General features: G+C 47.7%; 18 protein-coding genes. 4 read left to right on the plus strand and 14 right to left on the minus strand.

Annotated elements, in window-relative coordinates:
- Positions 1-8 precede the first annotated feature (8 nt).
- The 5 genes from H6F88_RS08580 to H6F88_RS08600 form a co-directional block, all read right to left on the minus strand.
- Positions 9-1,016, minus strand: coding sequence for a glycosyltransferase family 4 protein (locus H6F88_RS08580; RefSeq protein WP_190642330.1), 1,008 nt, complete (start codon positions 1,014-1,016; stop codon positions 9-11).
- 8 nt (positions 1,017-1,024) lie between these two features.
- Complete coding sequence (locus H6F88_RS08585) at positions 1,025-1,660, minus strand: glycosyltransferase family 9 protein (protein WP_190642331.1); 636 nt, start codon at positions 1,658-1,660, stop codon at positions 1,025-1,027.
- A complete protein-coding gene (locus H6F88_RS08590; RefSeq protein ID WP_190642332.1) occupies positions 1,650-2,714 on the minus strand; it encodes a glycosyltransferase family 9 protein in 1,065 nt (354 codons plus the stop codon). Before H6F88_RS08590 ends, H6F88_RS08585 begins: the two co-directional genes overlap by 11 nt.
- A gap of 677 nt (positions 2,715-3,391) precedes the next feature.
- Entirely contained in the window at positions 3,392-3,697 is a 306-nt protein-coding gene (locus H6F88_RS08595) for a hypothetical protein (protein WP_190642333.1), read from the minus strand.
- 103 nt (positions 3,698-3,800) lie between these two features.
- Positions 3,801-4,313: a hypothetical protein gene (locus H6F88_RS08600; RefSeq protein WP_190642334.1), complete on the minus strand. Its 513-nt coding sequence runs from the start codon at positions 4,311-4,313 to the stop codon at positions 3,801-3,803.
- A gap of 787 nt (positions 4,314-5,100) precedes the next feature.
- On the opposite strand from H6F88_RS08600, the gene H6F88_RS08605 reads away from it, so the two are divergent.
- Positions 5,101-5,742 (plus strand): response regulator transcription factor, encoded by a 642-nt coding sequence (locus H6F88_RS08605; protein WP_190642335.1) that lies wholly within the window; start codon positions 5,101-5,103, stop codon positions 5,740-5,742.
- Positions 5,743-5,794: 52 nt separating this feature from the next.
- On the opposite strand, the gene H6F88_RS08610 is transcribed toward H6F88_RS08605, so the two are convergent.
- The 5 genes from H6F88_RS08610 to H6F88_RS08630 form a co-directional block, all read right to left on the minus strand.
- Positions 5,795-7,144, minus strand: coding sequence for a cytochrome P450 (locus tag H6F88_RS08610; RefSeq protein ID WP_190642336.1), 1,350 nt, complete (start codon positions 7,142-7,144; stop codon positions 5,795-5,797).
- 102 nt (positions 7,145-7,246) lie between these two features.
- Complete coding sequence (bla, locus tag H6F88_RS08615) at positions 7,247-8,230, minus strand: class A beta-lactamase (protein WP_190642337.1); 984 nt, start codon at positions 8,228-8,230, stop codon at positions 7,247-7,249.
- A gap of 797 nt (positions 8,231-9,027) precedes the next feature.
- Positions 9,028-9,450, minus strand: coding sequence for a nuclear transport factor 2 family protein (locus H6F88_RS08620; RefSeq protein WP_190642338.1), 423 nt, complete (start codon positions 9,448-9,450; stop codon positions 9,028-9,030).
- Between the two features lie 38 nt (positions 9,451-9,488).
- Positions 9,489-10,475 carry a pyridoxamine 5'-phosphate oxidase family protein gene (locus H6F88_RS08625; protein WP_190642339.1) on the minus strand — a complete coding sequence of 329 codons (987 nt, stop codon included), beginning with the start codon at positions 10,473-10,475 and terminating at the stop codon, positions 9,489-9,491.
- 11 nt (positions 10,476-10,486) lie between these two features.
- Positions 10,487-11,086 (minus strand): glutathione S-transferase, encoded by a 600-nt coding sequence (locus H6F88_RS08630; protein ID WP_190642340.1) that lies wholly within the window; start codon positions 11,084-11,086, stop codon positions 10,487-10,489.
- A 129-nt stretch (positions 11,087-11,215) separates the two neighbouring features.
- On the opposite strand from H6F88_RS08630, the gene H6F88_RS08635 reads away from it, so the two are divergent.
- Together H6F88_RS08635 and katG are read left to right on the plus strand one after the other, a co-directional pair.
- The gene (locus H6F88_RS08635) at positions 11,216-11,779 is read left to right on the plus strand and encodes a TetR/AcrR family transcriptional regulator (RefSeq protein WP_190642341.1); all 564 of its coding nucleotides are present in this window, start codon (positions 11,216-11,218) and stop codon (positions 11,777-11,779) included.
- A gap of 409 nt (positions 11,780-12,188) precedes the next feature.
- On the plus strand, positions 12,189-14,417 hold the full coding sequence (gene katG, locus H6F88_RS08640; RefSeq protein WP_190642342.1) for a catalase/peroxidase HPI: 2,229 nt from the start codon (positions 12,189-12,191) through the stop codon (positions 14,415-14,417).
- A 313-nt stretch (positions 14,418-14,730) separates the two neighbouring features.
- On the opposite strand, the gene H6F88_RS08645 is transcribed toward katG, so the two are convergent.
- Positions 14,731-15,699, minus strand: a complete 969-nt coding sequence (locus H6F88_RS08645; protein ID WP_190642343.1) for an AraC family transcriptional regulator — start codon at positions 15,697-15,699, stop codon at positions 14,731-14,733.
- A 249-nt stretch (positions 15,700-15,948) separates the two neighbouring features.
- Here H6F88_RS08645 and H6F88_RS08650 point away from each other — a divergent pair, with 249 nt between their 5' ends.
- Positions 15,949-16,689, plus strand: a complete 741-nt coding sequence (locus H6F88_RS08650) for an SDR family oxidoreductase (RefSeq protein ID WP_190642344.1) — start codon at positions 15,949-15,951, stop codon at positions 16,687-16,689.
- A gap of 54 nt (positions 16,690-16,743) precedes the next feature.
- Here the strand turns inward: H6F88_RS08650 and H6F88_RS08655 are convergent, their stop codons facing one another.
- From H6F88_RS08655 to pcrA, 3 genes are all read right to left on the minus strand, one after another.
- Complete coding sequence (locus H6F88_RS08655; protein ID WP_190642345.1) at positions 16,744-17,517, minus strand: TPM domain-containing protein; 774 nt, start codon at positions 17,515-17,517, stop codon at positions 16,744-16,746.
- Between the two features lie 103 nt (positions 17,518-17,620).
- On the minus strand, positions 17,621-18,922 hold the full coding sequence (locus H6F88_RS08660; protein WP_190642346.1) for a glycoside hydrolase family 3 N-terminal domain-containing protein: 1,302 nt from the start codon (positions 18,920-18,922) through the stop codon (positions 17,621-17,623).
- 124 nt (positions 18,923-19,046) lie between these two features.
- Complete coding sequence (gene pcrA / locus H6F88_RS08665; protein WP_190642347.1) at positions 19,047-21,395, minus strand: DNA helicase PcrA; 2,349 nt, start codon at positions 21,393-21,395, stop codon at positions 19,047-19,049.
- Positions 21,396-21,686 lie beyond the last annotated feature (291 nt).

Below are 21,686 nucleotides of genomic sequence, written 5' to 3' on the forward strand. Positions count from 1 at the left end.
GGTTTTGTTTAAACAGTGATAGATTGACTGATAGATTGTCGGGTAGAAGTTGCCACATGAACGGTAGAAGACTGATCAACCGCACGCTCAAAAACCTCACACCAGTCCTGAATAAAGCGATGGATGTTAAAGCGGGCGATCGCCACTTCTCGCGCCCCTTCCCCTAAACGACGGGCTTTTGTTGGATCATGCAGCAGTTCTTTCATGCGGTTCACTAACTGCTCAAGGTTGGTATCCACATAGCCAGAAACATCGTTTTCAATTACAGTAGCGAGTTCAGTGGTTGCTAATCCCACGATCGGCAAACCCACCATCATCGCTTCACAGACCGCTAATCCCAAACTGGTGTAGCGCACTGGATGGAAGAAAAACCGATAGCGTGACTGAAATGCTGGAAGCTGCGCGTGGGGTATTTCTCCTAGCCCATCTAATGATTGAGCGTCCATTCCCACCAAGTCCAGAGGAATGCGATCGCGCACTTGCTCAAAAATATCTAACCCTAACCGTCGCCCGCGAGTTCGCAGTCCGTTTGCGACGACTAGACCCTTTGCTAATTCTCCAGTGTGGCGATCGCCTTCGGGCACCATCACACCATGCTCTACCACACAAGTAGGACTGTTGCCGTTATCCCACATTAAATTATTGAAATGAGTGACATGGACAACTAACACATTTGGGTCGTCAACCACATGGCGAGTATCGGTCGGATGTTCTCTCGGTGGGTCATGCTCTAAATACACACGAGGCAATCGACGCTGTGCCTCCGACAAGATTTCATGCTGATCCTGTAAATAGTTGCGGCGAGACTGAAATAAGATACAGTCAAATTCCTGATTTCTTACTTCTTCTGCCGGAATGTCGTGAACATTATCCGTCCAGGAGAAGTTCTGTAAACGCCCACCATAGCCTTCGGGTTTGCCAGGTTTAATCGGTAAGTAAAACTGGTGAGGCACCTGAGTTAGATAATACAGGTAACTACCGTGAACGTGCCAGGTCAAAATCCGTAATGGCTGCATTGGCTCTCCTACGGTGATTGCAAAGTGAAAGGAATGGGATGGGCAAGAGTAGGGTGAGCATTACTCACCTCACGAGGTTCTAAGTTCCTACCATCGGTCAATTCCTCAAGCTCAAATCCGGCTGCTTTGAGTAAAAACAAGTGACGTTCTTGCGGATGAATATTGCTGCTGGGCGGCTTGACATAATGAGACAGAATACTTCCACCAAACTCTTGAGACTGGCCTATTCGAATGGTGACTCCCGCTAGGTAGCAGATGTAGGCTAGAGCGTAAGGCGATCGCCCTTCACCTGTAAAGATAATGGCAGCATCGAACTGCTGCGCTCTAATCACCCTGATCAAATTCACTACATCACTGAATCCATTTGAATTTTGTTTTGCAGAGGTGATACCCACTTCTCCCAAGGCAGAAGCGTCTGATTCTAAGGTTTTCCAGCCGTCGGTAGAATGCATTAAAGTTTGATTAGTCCAGGGGGACAGTGAAAGCAGTTGATCGTCGGAATGAGCGGTCAAGAGTGTGATATGAGCCTGTGGTAGCGCCGAGCGCAAGGCTTGCAGTGCCAACTGTAGCTGCATCACTGTATTTAAGTCATCTAAACAAATCACTACGAGACGATGCACCGTTTGCCAGTAGTCAGGGAGCATAGGCTAGCTCTTTGAGTAAGTCATTTGCGTGGGAGAGGATAGTAGAAGGATGAAGGATAAGGGATGAAGGATAAGAAGAGAAGTCAGGGTTGGCGTATCGGGGGCTGATAACGATGCGGTGAAGGTGACGATTGAGAGGTGCCCAGCGGTTGGGGTCGGAGGCGGAGAAGATGACTACACTTTTGACCTGGAGGGCAGCGGCAAGGTGAGAAATTCCAGTGTCGTTGCAAATCAGGAGTTGAGCCTGTTTGAGCAAAGCGGCGATCGCCCCTAAACTGGTTTTGCCAGCCAGATCAACACACGGTGAGTTCATTGCAGTGGCGACAGCTTGAGTCAATTCCGCTTCTACGGCTGTCCCAGTGAGGACAATTTGAAAGCCTTGAGCCGCCAGAGCATCGGCAACAGTGGCAAACTGAGCGGGTTCCCAGCGGCGACTGCTGACGCTAGCGCCAGGATGAATGCAAATGTAACTTCCAGGCTGCAAATCGTGAGTAGTGGCGATCGCCCAAAAGTCCTGCCAGTCTGACTCCCAAATCGGAAACTCCAACTCCTCTCCCTGCGCTGGAATCCCCAACGATGTGATTAACTGTAAGTTTCTCCTGATTTCTGGTTCACCTTCTGGATAAGGGAGAAAATACTCAGGATCAGGACAATACTGTCCAGGGATAAAAAAGCCTGCACTTACCTGTGCGCCTAACAAGACGGTAAAAGGATTTGTATAAATGCCGCTACCGTGCATTTGCAGTGCTAAATCAAAACGTGTCTGTTGAACCTCAGTAAGAAACGAAGTGAGACGTTGGGGCGACAGTGTTACTTCTGGAATGCCAGGATAGCCCGGAAACTCCAGCCACTCATCCAAATAATGACTGAACCGCTGCACAAAAGTTTGTGCCAAAGGCAATCCAACGAGTGTAATGTGTGCCTGTGGCAACGCTGCTCGCAATGCCCGGAATGCTGGAACAGCGCACAGCAGGTCGCCTAATCCAGAGAGCGATCTCACCACTACAATCCGCTGAGGCTGTAAATTACAAATTTTGAATTCTGAATGGTTCATCACTTCGCTTTTGCAACCCATTCCTCAGTCACTTTGAGACATGTACTAGAAAGAATGGTACGAAGCGACTTCTAGAAATTCATCGGTCACTTGACCAAGGAAACATCAGACGTAATTCTAATCAGTTGTGCAATTGCACAATTACACTTTCTTGAGCAAAGAACATACAGAAACTATAGTCAAGACCTCTTCCTTTGTGTAGAGATTTGTTTGGTTAACCGACAAAATTTTCACATCTAGCCTTCCTAAATCAGCCTTCACAACGCTGTAGGAACGGGTCTACTCGCAGAACTTCGATTTCATAAAGGTTCAACAGTGAGATCTCTCCCACGAGATTTATGTTTAATTAAACAGGTTGAACATTACTTAGCTGGATTCATGACTGAAGCAGCATAACGAGAACTGGAGATAGACTGATCTCTGTTTGATAGAGAAGCAGCTACTCTTGATATAGAAATATAGGCGTTGCACATTTGACGAACGACTTTTGTCGGGGCACGGCAATACCGTGCCCCGACAGGGGCGATCCGAATGTTATAAATTTCCGAATCATTCTCAAGTTGTGCAATGCCGAAATATATATTGCAGTAAACCTGGGTCAAGCTGCTTGGCGCGATTCCAAGTAAGCATTATTTGCCCAGGCTTTTGGCATCACTCTACTTCCTTAACCCAGTAGCCTAATTTCTATTTGCGTTATCCAATAAGTATTGGTCGATTGCACGGATAAAGTGCTCATCCTCCATGGTCTCAGGAGATAGACGATTCTGCGCGATCGCTGCATTGACCAGGTCTTGAGCGGTTACATTACCAAACCTGTAAGCATGAATTAGACTACCGTGACTAGGGATTCCCTCTTCCTCAAAATAACCGTTACGAGCGAGATTAAAAATGTCATTTGGAGTCGTTTCGTTGGCGAATGCAGCTGTTGAGAAACTTGCTGTCAACAAAATTGCCGATGCCGTAGCAGCTAATACTCGTTTCATAATGAACTCTCCTTCATTTTTGAGAAATTTGATCGATCAGCGAACCTGTAGATAAACAATCAGCGGTATAAAATTCCAGTTGACTTGAAGTTAGACCGCTTAGCTAATTAAGTTCAGTTGAGTGCAATTGAATGCTTCTGCCCGCCTCATCTAAATTGAGTAATTGAGAAAGGTATCTCAAATCCTGCACTAACCGTTGATATAACTCAATGAGCTCCTGATGAGACAAATTTGCCTCAATAGGATAAGCAGGAGTATGTGGCAAATCTGGACAGAGTGAAAGTTTTGTGGTGAGCTGCTCTACTGAACGACGCTCAGCGGCTACATAATCAGCTTCATCAAGCCGTAAGCGAAACGCTGCAAAGAAGGTTTTCAGGGTTCGCTTGTCTACCTTAACTTCACAACTGAGAATGCGGCTGACGGTGCGTTCATTGAGGAGCGATCGCTCACTGAGCCTTTCGTAAGTGTAGCGATTGCCTAACTCATCATGGAGAACATTAGCCTGAGCCAATTTCTGCCATCCCTGCTCAGATAGCACCACGCCCCTATTACGGTTGCGTTTGTGAGAGGCAATAGGGTGCAGTTGAGCACAATTAGAAGATGAAACCTGGTACATAATTCTGCTCTCTGTCTTTCAGAGGTTTCGGATTTGGAAAATAGACGATGTGAAACCTAACTGGTTCTTATGAGTGAATGTCAATCGTGCTAGGGGTTTCTTTGCCAACAGTGATAGATGATATAAAACATTGAGAATTTTGCAAGTAGATGTTAAATGTTTTGTGTATCGCAAATGACAGCCTCTTTCAGCGCTATCTCCCTCATCCATAATGGCAGGTCAACCGAGTTTCAGTAGCCAGTGGATAAAATGTCATTGATGCACTATGCCAAAGCAATTTCTACTCCACTGTGTAATTCATACTTCGGTATCAACTCTGGTGAGGAATACCTTTAATTTAGGGGATTAACTCAAATCTGTCGCCAGTTCAAAGTCTATGATTAAGGCAACAAAACGATCAGTCGTTAGGTAATCTGAAGTATTAGAGTTACATCAAACTTAAGTTCAGGTTTATATTCAAACTTAAGTTCATATTGGTGAAAACTTCTGTATTTGAAATCACCCTGTGATCTGAATAGCACTAGGCAGAACCTAATGCACTGATGTTCTCAATAGCTATTTGTGATACAACTCAGTGGTGTGTTACCTTAATCAGGTTTGGAATGTTTTGATCAATTCCAGTGTAATGTTCCTTGCGATCGCCCACGCTTTGCCAAATTAGTGTAATAACTACTGCGTGAACTAGACACGCAGTTATCACAGTGGCGATCGGTTGGAGTTGAGCTAATTATCACACTTGGCTCACTCAAGGCGCAGAAATTGTAATTGTGAATCGGGACAGACAGCCATGAACCAATCAAACGTCATTTCAAGTGTGATTCGTATTCTGATTGTAGATGACCATCCCATCGTCCAGCAAGGATTAGCAGCCCTCATTAATGAAGAATCAGACATGGCTGTAATTGGTCATGCAAAGGATGGTATTGAGGCAGTCCAGTTGTTTCGTCAGGAACAGCCAGATGTGACTTTAATGGACTTACGAATGCCTCAGATGGGAGGGGTTGAAGCCATTACTGCAATTCGTGCTGAATTCAACACGGCTCGTATCATTGTGTTGACAACCTATGACGGAGACGAAGATATTTATCGAGGTTTACAGGCAGGTTCAAAGGGCTATCTGCTGAAAGACAGTAAGCCTAACGAACTGCGAACTGCGATTCGCACTGTGCATAGTGGGCAGCAGTATATTCCACCTCACGTTGGCGCTAAATTAGTGCAGCGCATGAACAATCCAGAGTTAACCGATCGCGAATTGGAAGTTCTTCGATTGGTGGCACAAGGTATGAGCAATCTAGAAATCAGTGCTGCTCTAAGTATTACTGAAAGCACCGTCAAATCAAACATTAATCGAATTTTAAGCAAATTAGGAGTTAAAGACCGTACCCAAGCAACCATTATTGCTTTGAGACGAGGAATTGCCAGTCTGTAAGAATATCATTCTGAACCTGCTTCCGATTCACGATTACTGGGACGAGCGATGCTTAGATCCGTTCCTTCAGAATCATCTGTACGCCTCTAGCTGGAGTAAACGTAACTCCTCGGCGCTGAGGATATTCAGGAGATTGATCTGTCAGGGCTAATCGATAATGAGAGATCAGGGTTGCGACGACTAATTTCATCTCAAATTGGGCCAATGCTTCCTCAATGCAACGGCGCGCACCACCCCCAAATGGCAAAAATTCGTAAGGAGAAAACTGCCGTTCTAAAAAGCGCTCTGGCTTAAACAACTTAGGGTTTGGATAAAGATCTGGGCGTTGATGAGTTAGATAAATGCAACCATACACTCTCGTTCCAGGTTCTAGTTGATAACCCATCAGTTCTATAGGATCTTTGACCTCCCTAGGAAAGGTAAGCGTTGCAACGGGAAAAAGGCGCAGAGACTCATTACAAACGGCAGTGAGATACGGCAACTGCACAACGGCGATTGGATCTGGAGCTTTTCCTAGCTGATTTAGTTCTACAAGTAACTTTTCGCTAACTTCGGGATGGCGATGAATCCAGTACAGTGCCCACGCGATCGCACTTGCAGTGGTTTCATAACCCGCTAACAGCAGTGTCAATAACTCATCATGCAATTGGGTATCACTCATTGGTTCACCCGCCTCATCACGGGCTGACATCAATAAACTCAGAATGTCCGAGCCCATCTGATGCTGGTTGCGACGATTGGAAATTTCATCATAGATAAGCTCTCCAATCTGCCGTTTCAGATGCTTCAAATAGCCCCAAGGGCTTTGTATTCCCCAATCCTTTTGCAGAGATGGGAAAAACAGCAAACCGCCAATAAAAGGAGACTGTAGTGAATCTGTGAACTGAATAATGAGTGACTTTAAACGGTGAAATCGTTCCTCTTGCTCAATTCCAAAAACGACCTTAAGAATCACGGCTAAAGAGATTTCTTGCGCTAACTGACGAGCAGAAAACTGAGTATCGATTGATAGCGAACTCATTGCTTTATCAGCCAATTCACAAATCAATTCTCCATAGGTTCGCATCCGTTCGCCATGAAATGGAGGCATCAACAACCGACGTTCCCGACGGTGGCGAGAACCTTCCAGGGCAAAAAGGGAGTGGTCTCCAAGCAGCGGTTGTAGTAGTTGATTCGGTGGAGTAACAAGCTGCTTTGTGTCATTGAAGAAAATTTGCTGAATCGCTTGGGGATTGCTGACAAACAACACAACTGGGTGATTGCCAATAACAGGAGCATTAAAAATTTCTCCGTAACGTTGTGCAGCAACTTCCATATAAGCGATCGAATCCCGTGCGTACTGGATTTTTTGCAGCCAGCGAGGGGCTTGGGAACCAGCAGGAAGGTTGTTTTTTGGAGTCATAACGTTAGGTTCTACTCTTGTGTAGTCCAAATTCAGAGAATTGCTATTAGTATGAATGGTTGCCATCGCAACTGAGCGAAATTTGCAAACGCTAGAGAGAGGCTATTGACTCCATTCATCCCAGGCTGCCTTTGCCACTTTTGCAATGACTTCCTCACGGGTTGTATCGCTTGCTCTAGAATCTGAAACGAAGACGGCGATCGCCAAATGTTGCCCATTTGGAAGCGTTACGAGCCCCACATCATTAGTTGCAGCCGTCACTCCATCAACAGTAGCTGAAGTCCCTGTTTTATGCGCTACAACTGTTCCCTCAGGCAATAGTCCCTTAATACGGTTTGGACCTGTCGAGGTCTCTATCATCCATTGTCGCAATGAGTCCTGACTGGAGTCTGAAAGCCCTCGCCCTTCATGGAAAGCACGTAATAAATTAACGGCTGCATCCGGCGTTGCATAGTTACGATATTGCAATGTTGGATCTTGCTCGAACTGAATCTCGTTCTCTGTGTTCGCTACAACGATATCATTTACGCCAAGACGGCTTAAATACTCCATGACACGCTGTGGTCCACCGATGAGTCGTAATAGGGCATCACAAGCCGTACTATCACTTTCAGAAACCATGTACTGTAACAATTCAGCTAAACGGAATTCCCTTCCTTGCGAATTCTCCTCTAGAATTTGACTATCTTGAACGATATCGCTTGCTTCAATCCGAATTTTTTGGTTCAACTCCAGATTTCCTTGATCGACTTGAGCCAAAACTGCCATCGCGATCGGAAACTTGTAAACGCTCTGCATTGGAAATTGTTGACCTCCATTCAGAGATGCTGACTCTTCGGTTTCCAGTACGGTGGCCGTTGCCCCAACCCGCCCTTGAGCAACCTGAGAGATTTGTTCAATGCGATCGCGTAATTGGTTGTTGCGATCGGTGTTGGATGTTGTAATTTCGCTTGGCGTACGAGTTTGACTGCTTGAGGTCGCTTCCCTATTATTGGAGTTAATACTTGTACAACCGAAAGTGAGTAGAACAGTCAGCAAAAACAGGCAAAATGGGCGAAGCCAAGCTTTTTTAATCCCTTGAATCATAAACTTTAACCTGGAGTTGGGAACAGCTAGGACTACACTCACTATTCCTAAAATTTCGGAAGCGGTTCTCCTGAATTTTGTTATTAACCAATCTTGTGTGATTGCATCAGGTGTTCGGGCTATTGCATAAATGCCATATCGACTCAAATTTTCTGTGTCGCCCCAAGCCTCAAAGACGGGAACAGGATTTCAGTATTCACGCTTATTAATCGCGCCAGCGATAATCTACAGGAATCCAGGTATAACCCTCGTCCTCTGCACAGAGATGCCCTATTCCTGGAAACGGTAAATGTGCAGTTGCAACCAAGCGACGTGATGCTTCTAAACGGGCAAACTGTGTCGCTCGTTGTTCCGCTGCGGCATTGGCATTGACATCGTAAACAACAGTAATTTCAGGATTTGCAAATTGAAGCGAAGCAAAGTGAACAATATCACTGCAAAACTCGATACTCTCGCTCCCACTTTCAACGGCATAAAAGCTGTGTCCCGGTGTGTGCTCCGGTGTAGGAAGTGCGGTGATGCCTGGTAAGATGGCTGTCTCACCAGAAAACGTTCAAGCTTACCTGCATTGAGATAGGGTGTAGTCGTCCGAACTGCTTCATCGAAATATCTGCGGTCGAGATGAGATCGCTCTACATTCGTGGGATCAAGTCATAAATCAACATCAGGCTTACCAACATAAACGGTGGCAGCCGGAAACATGAGTTGCCCGTACTCATTTAACGTCTCAAAAGGCTGCAAACCGCTTCAACATGAGTTGAGCAAAGCAAAATTTAACTTTTTTACTGACTTCCTAATTACCGCTCCCAGCGAAATTTGCGTTCGGACTCTTGAATAGGTACGTCGTTAATGCTGGCAAATCGTCGCATCATTAAACCGTTTTCGGCAAACTCCCAGTTTTCATTGCCGTAAGCGCGGTACCAAAAGCCAGAATCATCATGCCATTCATATTCAAAGCGCACAGCGATGCGATTATCCATAAAGCACCAAAGTTCTTTTTTCAAGCGGTAGTCTAGCTCTTTTGCCCATTTGCGCTTGAGAAATTCTTTGATCGCGGTCCATCCATGCAAAAACTCTGCTCGATTTCGCCACTCGGAATCTTCGGTGTATGCTAGAGCAACTCGCTCTGGGTCTCGCGTATTCCAGGCATCTTCGGCTGCTTGAACTTTGGCTGTTGCGGTTTCTAGTGTGAAGGGGGGAAGGGGTGGCTTGATTTCCATAGCGTTAGGTTCCTGCGTAGAAAGTGAATTATTTTGATTCAGAGTGAGCGAGGGCTGAGGGATTGCCATGAACTGGTTTGAGCTAAGAAAGGTGAGAACTTTGGCTCTGACCAGAGTAAGGGAAGGCTACCCTCCACTCGATAACCCTTCTCAAGCTGGAAGCGCAGCAGTCGCTCTGCTCCAGGGTAAGCCCTGATTTCAGCTCCCTCCCAAATCACTTGGGCACTGCCAGTGAGATAAAGTAAGTTTCCTCGCTCAAAGTCGAGGAACAACAGTCCTGCACGAGGATTCAACTCTAGGTTGCCAAAGGTGTTGAATTGGTGATTGCCAGAAAAGTCGGGAATGGTGAGTGTTTTATCATCGTCGATTCGCACAAAACCTGGTTTGCCGCCTCGATGGGAAACATCTACTCCTGATGCTGACCCGGCTGAGTCAGACTGATAGGCAGTTGCGATAAAAAATGTATCTGCGATCGCTATCATGGACCGCTCCGCTTCTCCCAAGGTTTCAACTGAGTAAACGGGTTTAGGCATCATCACATCATGGTCCTCTAGCTCAAACATCCGTGCCTGAATGTATTGAGGGCAGTTGCCGAAACTTTGACCTACCTGCACATCAAAGCCCTCAGAACGAACTGCGGTGACGGTACCATTCATCCGATTGCGGCGACGAGTATGCAACTCAATCCCGAGTAAACCAATGTCAATGCCACTCGCAAGTGTAGTTGTTAGGGGATCGCCAAAGAGCGGCGCAGCAGCGACTTGTAAAGTGCGATCGCTCGGTGAGGAGATGAATCCCGGTTGCCCAACCAAAATAGAAGCCCAAGGATTACCTGCTGTATCTACTGTTCCGACAATTAGATAGGGAAGTTGGGCAAAGAACTGGCGATGCTGTTCAGGAAGATAATTGCGAATGCCTCGTCGCCCTTGCTTATCAATTTGCTCCTGCACGCCCAGACGGGTCTGGATGGCTAGTTCACCGGCATGAAAAGGGGATTCAGAGTGTGACCAACCTGATGCAACCATAATCTTCCTCCTTATACTCCTGCCATTGGAATGTAGTGAGGCAAGTGTTTAACGCGATCGATCCATGCCAACACATTAGGATAAGGTGAGAGGTCAATTTTGCCATCGCGAACCAGAGCAACGTAGGGGAAAACCGCAATATCAGCAATGGTAGGACGCTCAAATTCTAACCAGGTGCGATCGCTTAAATGTTTATCGAGTTGCGCCAGGATGTACTCTGCCTTTTGAGTAGCTCGCTCGATGTTAATATTCGTCATCCTAAATAAATGATAGAGTCGTGCATTCTCAGGACCTTGGCGCACTTCGCCCGCAGTCGTTGAAAGCCAACGAACCACTTGCGCTAGGGGTAATGCATCCAATGGGAGCCACTCCTCTCCACCGTATTGCCGTGCCAAATACACCAAAATTGCTTGTGCATCTGCAAGTTTGGTCTCGCCATCAATCAGCATAGGTACCTGTCCAAAGGGGTTAAGGGCAAGGTACTCGGGTGACTTATGTTCTGCTTTCATCAAATCGACTTTAATCCACTCAAAGTCTAGATTTAGCAGAGACAAAAACAATTGAACTTTGTAGCTATTGCCAGATAGTTCGTGACCATAGAGCTTAATCATTTTGATTTTCCTTTGATTTTATGTACCGAACGTTCGGTACGCTGCTACTGTACCGAACGTTCGGTAGAATTGTCAATAAGGTCAAAAATCTCTTCTTCCGTAGTTTCAAAACCTATAGTTTCAAAACCTATGTCTAAATCAGCCACATCCAAACAAAATCATGTGTTAGAGCTGCTTGACCTGTTTCGGCAGTTTGGCTACGACGGGGCAACACTTTCAAAAATTTCTCAATCTACAGGTCTAGGGAAGGCGAGTCTTTACCACCACTTTCCGGGCGGCAAAGATGAAATGGTAGAAACAGTGTTGACGACACTAGAACAAGGGCTACAGCAAATTACTTTAGAAGCGCTGCAAACTGAAGGAGATGCGCTGACGCGGCTGCAAAAGATGTGCGATCGCCTCAACAAAGCCTATGACAGTGGACAAAAGCCCTGTTTGCTGGCAGCTTTGATGTTGGGATCAGCCAAAGATATGTTTCAGGGTAGAGTCAGCAAGCTTCTGCAAGTATGGATTGAGGCGATCGCTGCTGTTCTAATTGATGCTGGAATGGACGAGACAGTGGCTCGGCAACGAGGAGAAGATGGGGTCATCCTGGTTCAAGGAGCACTTATCCTAGCGCAAGGGTTAGAAGACCCGGCTCCATTCCGACGGATTATCCAACAGCTACCTGAAACGCTTTGCCGACCCGCATAAACCTGAAGTTTCTAAATATGGGTAAGATCAAAAGGGTGAGTGAGGCGATCGCTCTGCCCTAGTGATAGGTTAGTGAGGATAGGTGGAACTGAAGCAGGGGACACTACAGTCAACCACATGAAACGGGATAGCCCGACAGCGCGCCCTCTGCTTTGCATCTTATGGATACCTATGCTTGTACAGGTGCTTGTACAGGCTCACTCTTGGGCTATTTAGGATAATCGTTTGTTTCGAATCGAAAACTCATTGTTGCGAATCATAACGTTAATTATATTTCTCTTCGATTTATTGCTTATTGATTATCTCAATAATTGTCTGTGTGTTATCCCAATAATTGTCCATGTGTTATTTGTTTGCAATACCCGCAGTACATCAGAAGAACACCCACACATTTTGATAGGAAATTAGTATGAGCAGCGGAAGCGGATGCCCATTTACGGGCGGCGGTCAGAAATCTCAGCCTCGTCATATGCCGTCAAACCGGGACTGGTGGCCGCATTATTTGAATCTGAGTATCCTCCACCAGCACACCCCCCAAGCAAATCCTATGGGTGAGGAATTCAACTATGCTGAGGAGTTCAAGAGGCTTGACTTAGCTGCCCTGAGGGCAGATATCTATGAGTTGATGACCACCTCCCAGGACTGGTGGCCAGCCGACTACGGCCATTACGGACCGCTCTTCATCCGGATGGCTTGGCACAGTGCCGGCACGTATCGTACTGGCGACGGTCGCGGCGGCGCGGGCTCGGGTAGCCAGCGGTTTGAGCCCCTCAACAGTTGGCCTGACAATGCCAACCTTGACAAGGCGCGCATGTTGCTTTGGCCAGTCAAGCAGAAATACGGCAAGAAGATCTCGTGGGCCGACCTTATGATCTTCGCTGGCAATTGCGCACTTGAGTCAATGGGTTTCAAGACGTTAGGCTTTGCTGGTGGGCGCGTGGATGTCTGGCAGCCAGAAGAAGACATCTACTGGGGTTCTGAAAAAGCCTGGCTCGGCAATGAGCGTTACGAAGGCGATCGCGTGCTCCTGAATCCTCTTGCCGCCGTTCAGATGGGACTGATCTACGTCAACCCAGAAGGTCCAGACGGTGAGCCTGATCCGATCGGATCAGGGCGCGATATTCGCGAGACCTTTAGTCGGATGGCGATGAACGACGAGGAAACAGTCGCGCTCACCGCTGGTGGGCATACCTTTGGCAAGTGTCACGGTGCGGGCGAAGCGACACACGTAGGTCCTGATCCAGGGGGGGCTACCGTCATCGATCAGGGACTCGGTTGGAAGAACGCCTTTAACACGGGTGTTGGTGTCGATGCGATCACCAGCGGCATCGAAGGCGCATGGACCCCCACGCCGACGCAGTGGGACAACAGCTATCTCGAAACCCTGTTCAAATATGACTGGGAGTTGACGAAGAGCCCCGCTGGTGCGTGGCAATGGAAGCCCAAGGGCGACGAGGGTGCAGGTACGGTGCCCGACGCACACGATCCGTCGAAACGTCACGCCCCCATGATGACTACAGCGGACATGTCCATGAAGATGGACCCCATCTACAACCAGATTGCGCAGCGTTATCGCGACAACCCAGATGAGTTCGCAGAGCAGTTTGCCAAGGCGTGGTTCAAGCTAACTCACCGCGACATGGGACCGCGATCGCGCTATCTCGGACCAGAGGTTCCTCAGGAAGAGTTCTTGTGGCAAGATCCCATTCCCGCAGTCGATCATGACTTAATTGATGAGCAGGACATCGCCGCTCTCAAAGCCAAGATTCTTGCTTCGGGACTGTCTGTCTCCCAACTGGTTTCAACCGCTTGGGCGTCGGCCTCAACGTTCCGCTGCTCCGACATGCGCGGTGGCGCGAATGGGGCACATATTCGCCTCGCGCCGCAAAAGGATTGGGAAGTCAACCAGCCAGACCAGTTAGCAACGGTGCTGCAAGCCCTGGAAGGAATCCAACAGGAGTTCAACAGCTCGCAGTCTGGCGGGAAGCGGGTTTCGATCGCTGACCTGATCGTTCTGGGCGGCTGCGCAGGCATTGAGCAAGCAGCAAAGAACGCTGGTCACGAGGTCACGGTTCCCTTTAAGCCGGGACGCACGGATGCGCTGCAAGAGAAAACGGATGTTGAGTCCTTCGGGGTGCTTGAGCCAACTGCGGATGGGTTCCGCAACTACACGAGCGGCAAACACAGCGAATCGCTCGAAGAGCTGTTGGTCGATCGGGCGCAGTTGCTGAGCCTAACAGCCCCTCAGATGACGGCTCTCCTGGGCGGCTTGCGCGTCTTGGGCGCAAACTTTGGCGGGTACAAGCACGGCGTCTTCACCCACCGACCAGAGACGCTGACAAATGACTTCTTCGTCAATCTGCTCGACCTGGGCACCACGTGGAAGGCGACCTCTGAAGCTGAATATGAGTTTGAGGGGAGCGATCGCAAAACCGGCGAACAAAAGTGGACCGCTACCCGTGTTGACCTCATCTTCGGCTCAAACTCCCAGCTCCGAGCCCTTGCAGAAGTCTATGGAGCGGTGGACTCGCAGCAGAAGTTTGTGAAAGACTTTGTGGCGGCATGGGACAAGGTGATGAACCTTGACCGTTATGATCTTCGCGCAGTCCAAGCGACAAGCTCTGCGAGAGGTTTCTGAGCGTAACGTCAGCCAGTCATCAGTGATTATAGGTTGAGGCTACGCTAACCTGCGACAATCCTGAACGCGGGTAGAAGCGAGAGACAACAATGAGAGCGGCGTTTCAACTTGTCTTGAAATGCCGCTCTCTGCTTTAAACCCTGCGTCAAAGTATTTATAGTCCCAACGAACGGACGCTGGTTATATCGCAAAAACTTCTAGAGATAAGCGATCGCTGCCGATCTCATCTTCTCAAACACTGACTCCAAAGAGCGTTTCGATAGACTTTACTACAGATCCACCGTCCCCTTGAGTGCAAAGCAGGAGTTTCTGCTCAAGCCGTTCGCAGCCGTTCAATGTCCCGCATTGGTGGCGCACCAAACATCCGGGAATATTCACGACTAAATTGCGAAGTACTCTCATATCCAACTCGATAAGCAGCCTGAGTTGCATCGATCGCCTCACCAAGCATCATCTGACGCGCTGTTAACAGTCTCAGATGTTTTTGATATTGCAGAGGACTCATTGAGGTGACTGTCTTGAAGTGGCGATGGAACGAGGCAGCAGACATGTTCGCCTGTTCAGCTAACTCCTCAACTCGCAGTGGTTTGGTAAACTCTGCTTTGATTTGTCTGATCACTTCCGCAATGCGTTGCATATTACTGCCAGAGGTGGCAATTTGACGAACCGCTTCACCTTGTTTATCGGTGAGTAGACGGTAATAGATTTCGCGGACAATCATCGGAGCGAGAAACGGAATATCCTGCGGTGTATCTAACAACGTTGCTAACCGAATGGCGCAATCAATCAAGGACGGGCCGGCATCACTAACGCACCATCCTCTCACAGAGTTTTCTTGCTTATCGATATCTGGATTCGTTTGAGCAATAATCTCACAGAGTTGGACGGGGTCTAGCTTTAGCTTCAAGCCGAGATAAGGTTGATCGGGTGTCGCTTCTATCATGCAGACGCTCAGCGGCAAGTCCACCGACATCACCAAATATTGAGCAACACCATACTGAAAGACTTCGTCATTGAGCGATAACTTTTTTTCACCCTGCACCACGATAGCAAACAGTGGTTCACTAACATCCTGTATAGTTTTGGAATTATCACAACGCACAAACACTAAGGGATCGATCGCGGTTGGATAATAGCCGCTTCTCTCACTGCTCGTGTGCCGATCAACTAATGCCGCCAATTCTGCACATTTGGCGATCGCCAAGCGCTGCTGCGCTAGCAAAGCCTCCCTACTAGGAGAAGCGCCGATCGCAGCTTCATGGTTTAGTGTCTTGACCGTCATGCTGATTTCCTGACTGATGGAACACTTTTCATGGGTTCATTATAGAGAATGTTTTCTCTAACTAACGCCCTACTTGAGAGGATTAGGCAATCATTTGCAAGGACTATGTATTTAGGCAAAAGCGGATTCAGCCTACGATAAACCTGTCCGTGAAAAAGCAAAAAGCGTTTATTCTTCAAGCTGCTAACTAGTAGGTGAAGCTAAATCTTAACGGCAATTATCACCCTTTCATTTAGGAGAGATAGTCTCATGACAACTAACGAAAATACCCAAAAAGTTGTGCTGATTACAGGCGCGAGTAGCGGTATTGGTGAAGCTACTGCTAGATTACTTGCTCGTGAGGGTTTACGGGTTGTATTAGGGGCACGACGCACCGATCGCCTCGAAGCGATCGCCTCCGAAATCCGTGAGAAAGGTGGCGTAGCAGAATATCACGCTCTGGACGTGACTAGCCTTGAGGAGATGCAAGCCTTTGTCGAGTTTGCCAAAGACAAGTTTGGTCGCCTTGATGTAATGGTGAACAATGCAGGCATAATGCCGCTTTCTAAGTTAGACGTGTTAAAGATCGACGAGTGGAATAGCATGATTGACGTAAACATTCGTGGTGTCCTTCACGGCATCGCTGCTGCCCTGCCGACCTTTAAGCAGCAACACTCTGGGCAGTTCGTGAATCTATCCTCGATCGGCGGACACAACGTATATCCGACAGCCGCCGTGTACTGTGCAACCAAGTTTGCAGTCTGGGCCATCTCTGAAGGACTGCGGCAAGAATCGACGGATATCCGGGTTACGGTGATCTCACCTGGAGTGACCCAATCTGAACTTCCCAACACTATCACCGATGCTGAAGCAGCACAGTGGGTAGAAGAATTTCGCGGGGCGATCATCCCAGCAGAGGCGATCGCCCGTGCCATTGCCTTTGCGATCGAGCAGCCCGCAGATGTAGATGTGAATGAAATCATCGTTCGACCGACCGGGCAGAGCAGCTAAGCACTAACTGATGTTAGAGTGTTGAAATCAATACCTCTTGGCTAAGTTGTTCGACTACCAGGCCCCTCCAGCACCGCCTCCATCACTACCGCCACAGCTACCACCATCACCACCGCCATAGGTATCAGTTCCATTGCCGCCATAGATGGTGCTGATATCTTTCCCAGTGCTGCGATAGTAGTTAATGCACTCCCGAAAGTTATCTTCGCTGATACCCTCAAAAGTGCTTCTAGGCGAACCTCTTAGCCAACCGAAGACGGCAACGCTACCACTTACAGCAAATAGGAGAGAAAAAGCTAACCAGGCTGGAAACGAGGTATGGCGAGAACCTTGCAAGACTTGAACCAGCGCTTGAACGCCAACTAAAATTCCACGGTCAAACCGCTCTAGCCTGAAAGATGACTGCATCTGTGCAATAATTCGCTGAACGCGGCTATTTGGCAACATTCCAATAGCTCTGATTCCAGTCCGAATTTCAATGCGGCGATCGCCCCTAGAAACCAGTAGCAAAACTCCAGGAACTTGAGCCGAGTGATCAATGTCCCAACGGTCAAATAAGCTGGCAGCAAATTGTTTTGAGGTAATATCTGCTGGAGTTTCTGTCACAGTTATAATCACCACCTCACTGCCCTTCTCAGTATTTAACTTTGAGACAAGCTGATTCAACTCTGCCTCTGTGTCAGGGCTAAGCATTTCAGCCATATCTGTTACCCTTCCATTAAACTGCTGGAGATTGGGTACGGCATCCAAAGAAACGGCCAGAGCAGTTGGCGTAAATAACATGAGTGATAGCAGCAAAAAAGCAATCCCAAAAATTCGCTTGAGCATTCATCGTTCTGCCAGCAACCTCATAGCTTGATCCTACTGGTTCTAAACAGACTTTGTCCTCCGTATCGATAGAATGCTTTGAAATGCGGCAAAACGGGTATCTCTATGAAATGGTCTCCAGCCTTCTGCGACTTTCTTCTAAAGCTTGCTGCTCTAACTCATTCCTTAAATCTGCCTTCAACAAAGCATCCATCGCCTCATAATACAAATCTTTATCATAAGAGATGAGAACGAGATCAACTCCTGCATTAATCGCTTTAACCGTTGCATTTCTCAACCCATCCTTACTGCGATAAACAGCTCCCATACTGAAATCGTCCGTAATCAAAATGCCATTATAATTCCAGTCATCTCTCAAAATTCCTGTCACCACTGATTTAGAAAATGAAGTTGGGTGTTCAGGGTCTACCGCAACTAGTTTTGCATGACTCAGCATGGTAAGAGACTGAGTATCAGACATTAGTGTCCGAAAAGGTATCCAATCTTCACGGGCTAACTCCTCAACCGGAGTCTGAAGCTCTGCATCTTCAAGGTGAGTATCTGTCTCCACTCTTCCCAGTCCAGGAAAATGCTTTAAGGTACATCTCACACCATATTCTTCTAGAGTTTGGCAGTACCAGGAAGCTACCTTTGTGATAATGTTTGCATCTGTAGAAATTGCTCTTTGATAGATTTGTGAGAATTTATCGTTGGGGCTAATAACGCCTTTGTTTAAATCCACAACTGGCGCAAAGTTCAAATTAACTCCAACTTCGGCTAACTCGCTACCGTGAGTTTTTGCATAGTTCACAACTTCGTCTTTGCTTCGGTCAATGGCTGCGCTGTCAATCAGGCTTGAAAGTTGAGGTAGCAGCGTCAGCGGCGGAGACAATCGAGATATCATGCCTCCTTCCTGATCGGTAGCAATCCATAGAGGAGGCAATCCCTGACCTTGGCGAATTGTTTGTAAGGTCTGAATCTCCTGCTTGATTTCGTCCTTTGTTTTGTTTTGCACATTACGAGCAGTGATAAAAACTCCCCCGATCGCCCGCTTAGAAACTAACTCTCTAACTTCATCAAAGTTCCTATACCCCACCACAAAATGCCGACCTAAATTCTCTAATCGGATAATTTCTGTGTTGAGTACGCTGTGTTTAATCCAGTTGAATCTGGCTTCTGTACCGGTTGCAATGAAAAAGCCAGAACTGGCGATCGCCACCACCAAAAACTGAATAATGAGTTTTGTTTTTGTTCTTTCTCCTTTCCAGGTAATGAGTTCAGAAGCAATAATTCCTAAACTGATGAAAAGAATTAACCCAAAAGTCCATCCTCTCAACCCCGCAGCAAAAGGAGTTCTGAAGATACAGGCAAATAATAAGGTGGCGATCACCAGAAGCAGCTTTAAACTTTTAAGCAGAAAAAACATGAAGACGAATCAACCAAAGATTGCTCTATTTTAGATACAACCTCCTGGATGCTCTTTCGCAATTCAACAGCGACCCATGGTAGGTATTTTTCCAAGCTCACCTCTTCACGAGATACTAAGTTTCCTATTCCACACGTTGGATTGAGGTAATTTTGGGGTCAATGATTTTTTGGCTGATGCCAGGAAATTTGACAGCGAGGCAGATTTTGTTGCCTGCACCAAAGATGTGAGTGACTTTGCCTTCTCCAAAGGCTTTGTGGATAATGCGATCGCCCACCGTCCAGTCATCCTCATGGGTGTTGGGCAAATCAGCGACTTTTTGCTTAATCTCGGCATTCGGCTGCGTCCAGCGCACAGGAATTGCCTTCGCACTATTTGAGAGCAGCATGTCACGAGGCAGCTCTGCCAAAAACAACGACGGACTGGCAGGTTCACGAGAGCCATACAGCCGTCGTTCACGGGCATGAGTGAGAAACAGCCGTTCCTTCGCACGAGTAATGCCCACATAGCAGAGACGGCGTTCTTCCTCAATCGCGGCAGGGTCTTCCAGAGAGCGGAAGTTGGGAAACAACCCCTGCTCCATGCCTACCAGGAAGACAACTGGAAACTCCAGTCCCTTAGAGGAATGTAACGTCATCAGCGAAACTTTGGACTGCTGCTCTTCCTGCAAGTTATCCAGGTCAGAAGCAAGTGAGGCATTTGCCAGAAAGGACGATAAGTTCGCGTCCTCGGTATCTTCTTCAAATTGCAGAACCGCGTTGTAAAGTTCTAGAACGTTGCCCAGGCGCTCTTCTGCTTCGTCGGTGCCCTGAATCTTCAGGTCTTGCAAATAGCTAGAGTCATCTAAAATGCCCTGAACAATTTGGGAAGCAGGCAAAGAATCGGCTTTTTCCTGCCAGGATTGGATGACCTGAGCGAAGTTAAGGACGGATTTAGAAGACCGTCCTGCCAGAGTCTTCACAGAAGTCTCATCGCTGAGAATCTCCCACAGCGGCACGTTCAACTCTCTGGAAGCAGTCTCAAGTCGGTCGATCGTGGATTTACCAATGCCGCGACGGGGAGTGTTGATGATGCGCTTCAGACTCACAGTGTCGGCAGGGTTGGCGATCGCCCTCAAATACGCCAACACATCCTTAATTTCCTTACGATCGTAGAATCGCAGCCCACCCACAACCGTGTAGGGAATGCTGCGCTTTAGTAGCGAATCCTCAAACGAGCGAGATTGAGCATTAGTGCGATAGAGAATGGCAAAACTGCCCCAGTTCAATTCTGGATTCTGTGCCGCCATCTGCTGCATTTGACCAATTACAAACTCTGCTTCGGCGACTTCATCGTCCGCTCGAAAGCAAAAAATCGTTTCGCCTGCTCCCCGTGTTGGACGCAACACCTTATCAATCCGCTCAGTGTTGTTTTCAATCAGGTGGTTGGCAACTTGCAGAATGTTTTCAGTAGAGCGGTAGTTTTCCTCTAGCTTCACCATTGTGCGGGTGTCGTCATCGGGCAAACCATCACCAAAATCTTGCTGAAAGTCCAGCAGAATAGTGAAGTCCGCCATCCGAAAAGAATAGATTGACTGATCTGCATCACCTACCACAAAGATGGATCGGTAGTTCCAGTCATCAAACTTACGCGAATCTGCACCGTTGGTCACCAGTAAGCTGATCAAGTTGTACTGGGTGCGGTTAGTATCCTGGTATTCGTCTACTAGAATGTGGCGAAATCGCTTGTGCCAGTATGCTAAAACCTGCTCATTCTGGCGGAAAAGCTGCACCGGAATCAAAATCAGGTCGTCAAAATCAAGAGCGTTGTTTTCAACCAGGGCACTCTGATACATAGAATAGACGTTGGCGATCGTGCGTCCCCGAAAGTTCGCTTGCTCCCGCTCCATATCAGCAGGCGACCAGCCCTGGTTTTTGGCATTGCTAATGGCATAGCGAACGGAACGCGGATCAAACTTCTTGTCATCCAGGTTGAGCTGGTTCACGACAATATCTTTGACCAGTCCTTGAGCATCCGATTCGTCAAAGATCGAGAAGTTTTTCTTCCAGCTTCGCCCCTGCGGGTCTTGATACTTGTCGATGTCAAACCGCAAAATCCGAGAGCAGAGGGCGTGAAAGGTGCCGATCCACAGTTCTTTGGTAATGGTCTTATAGACGTGCGATCGCAGCTTTACCTGATCTCGCTCAGGCAGAGCTTCTAGAGGCTTGCCATACTTTGCCTGCGCCTCCCGGTCGGCAAACAGTTTCTCAATCCGTTCCTTCATCTCCCGTGCCGCCTTATTCGTGAAGGTAACGGCCAGGATATTTTCCGGGTCAACCCGATGCGTCTGCACTAGATTGGCAATTCGGTAAGTCAGTGCCCGTGTTTTGCCGGAACCTGCCCCTGCTACAACCAGCAGCGGGCCACAAAAATGTTCAACTGCTTGACGCTGAGATGGATTGAGATGACTGAGATAATCGATGGTTTGGGTCATGGATGGCTAGAGCGACAGTCAAGCGACTTAAAGAGAAGTTGCTTCTAGTCAAGAGTATCGTATTTATAAGCTTCATGGCGGAGGCAGGGCGATCGCCTATCCGCCAGTATCTCCACAGCAGACAAGTACCAGCGCCTCCACGGAAATACTGAACGCTTTTGATTGACCCACAAATTTGAGGGAATTTTGTGGGCTAGTAGATGCAGTCCAATTTGTTGAATCGAACAAACCAAAAAGTCTATTAGGGCAAAGTCGTCAACCCTTCAAATTGCTCACTTTAATTCACGTTAA

This window comes from Oculatella sp. FACHB-28 (genome assembly GCF_014696015.1).
Taxonomy (GTDB): domain Bacteria; phylum Cyanobacteriota; class Cyanobacteriia; order Elainellales; family Elainellaceae; genus JAAUTN01.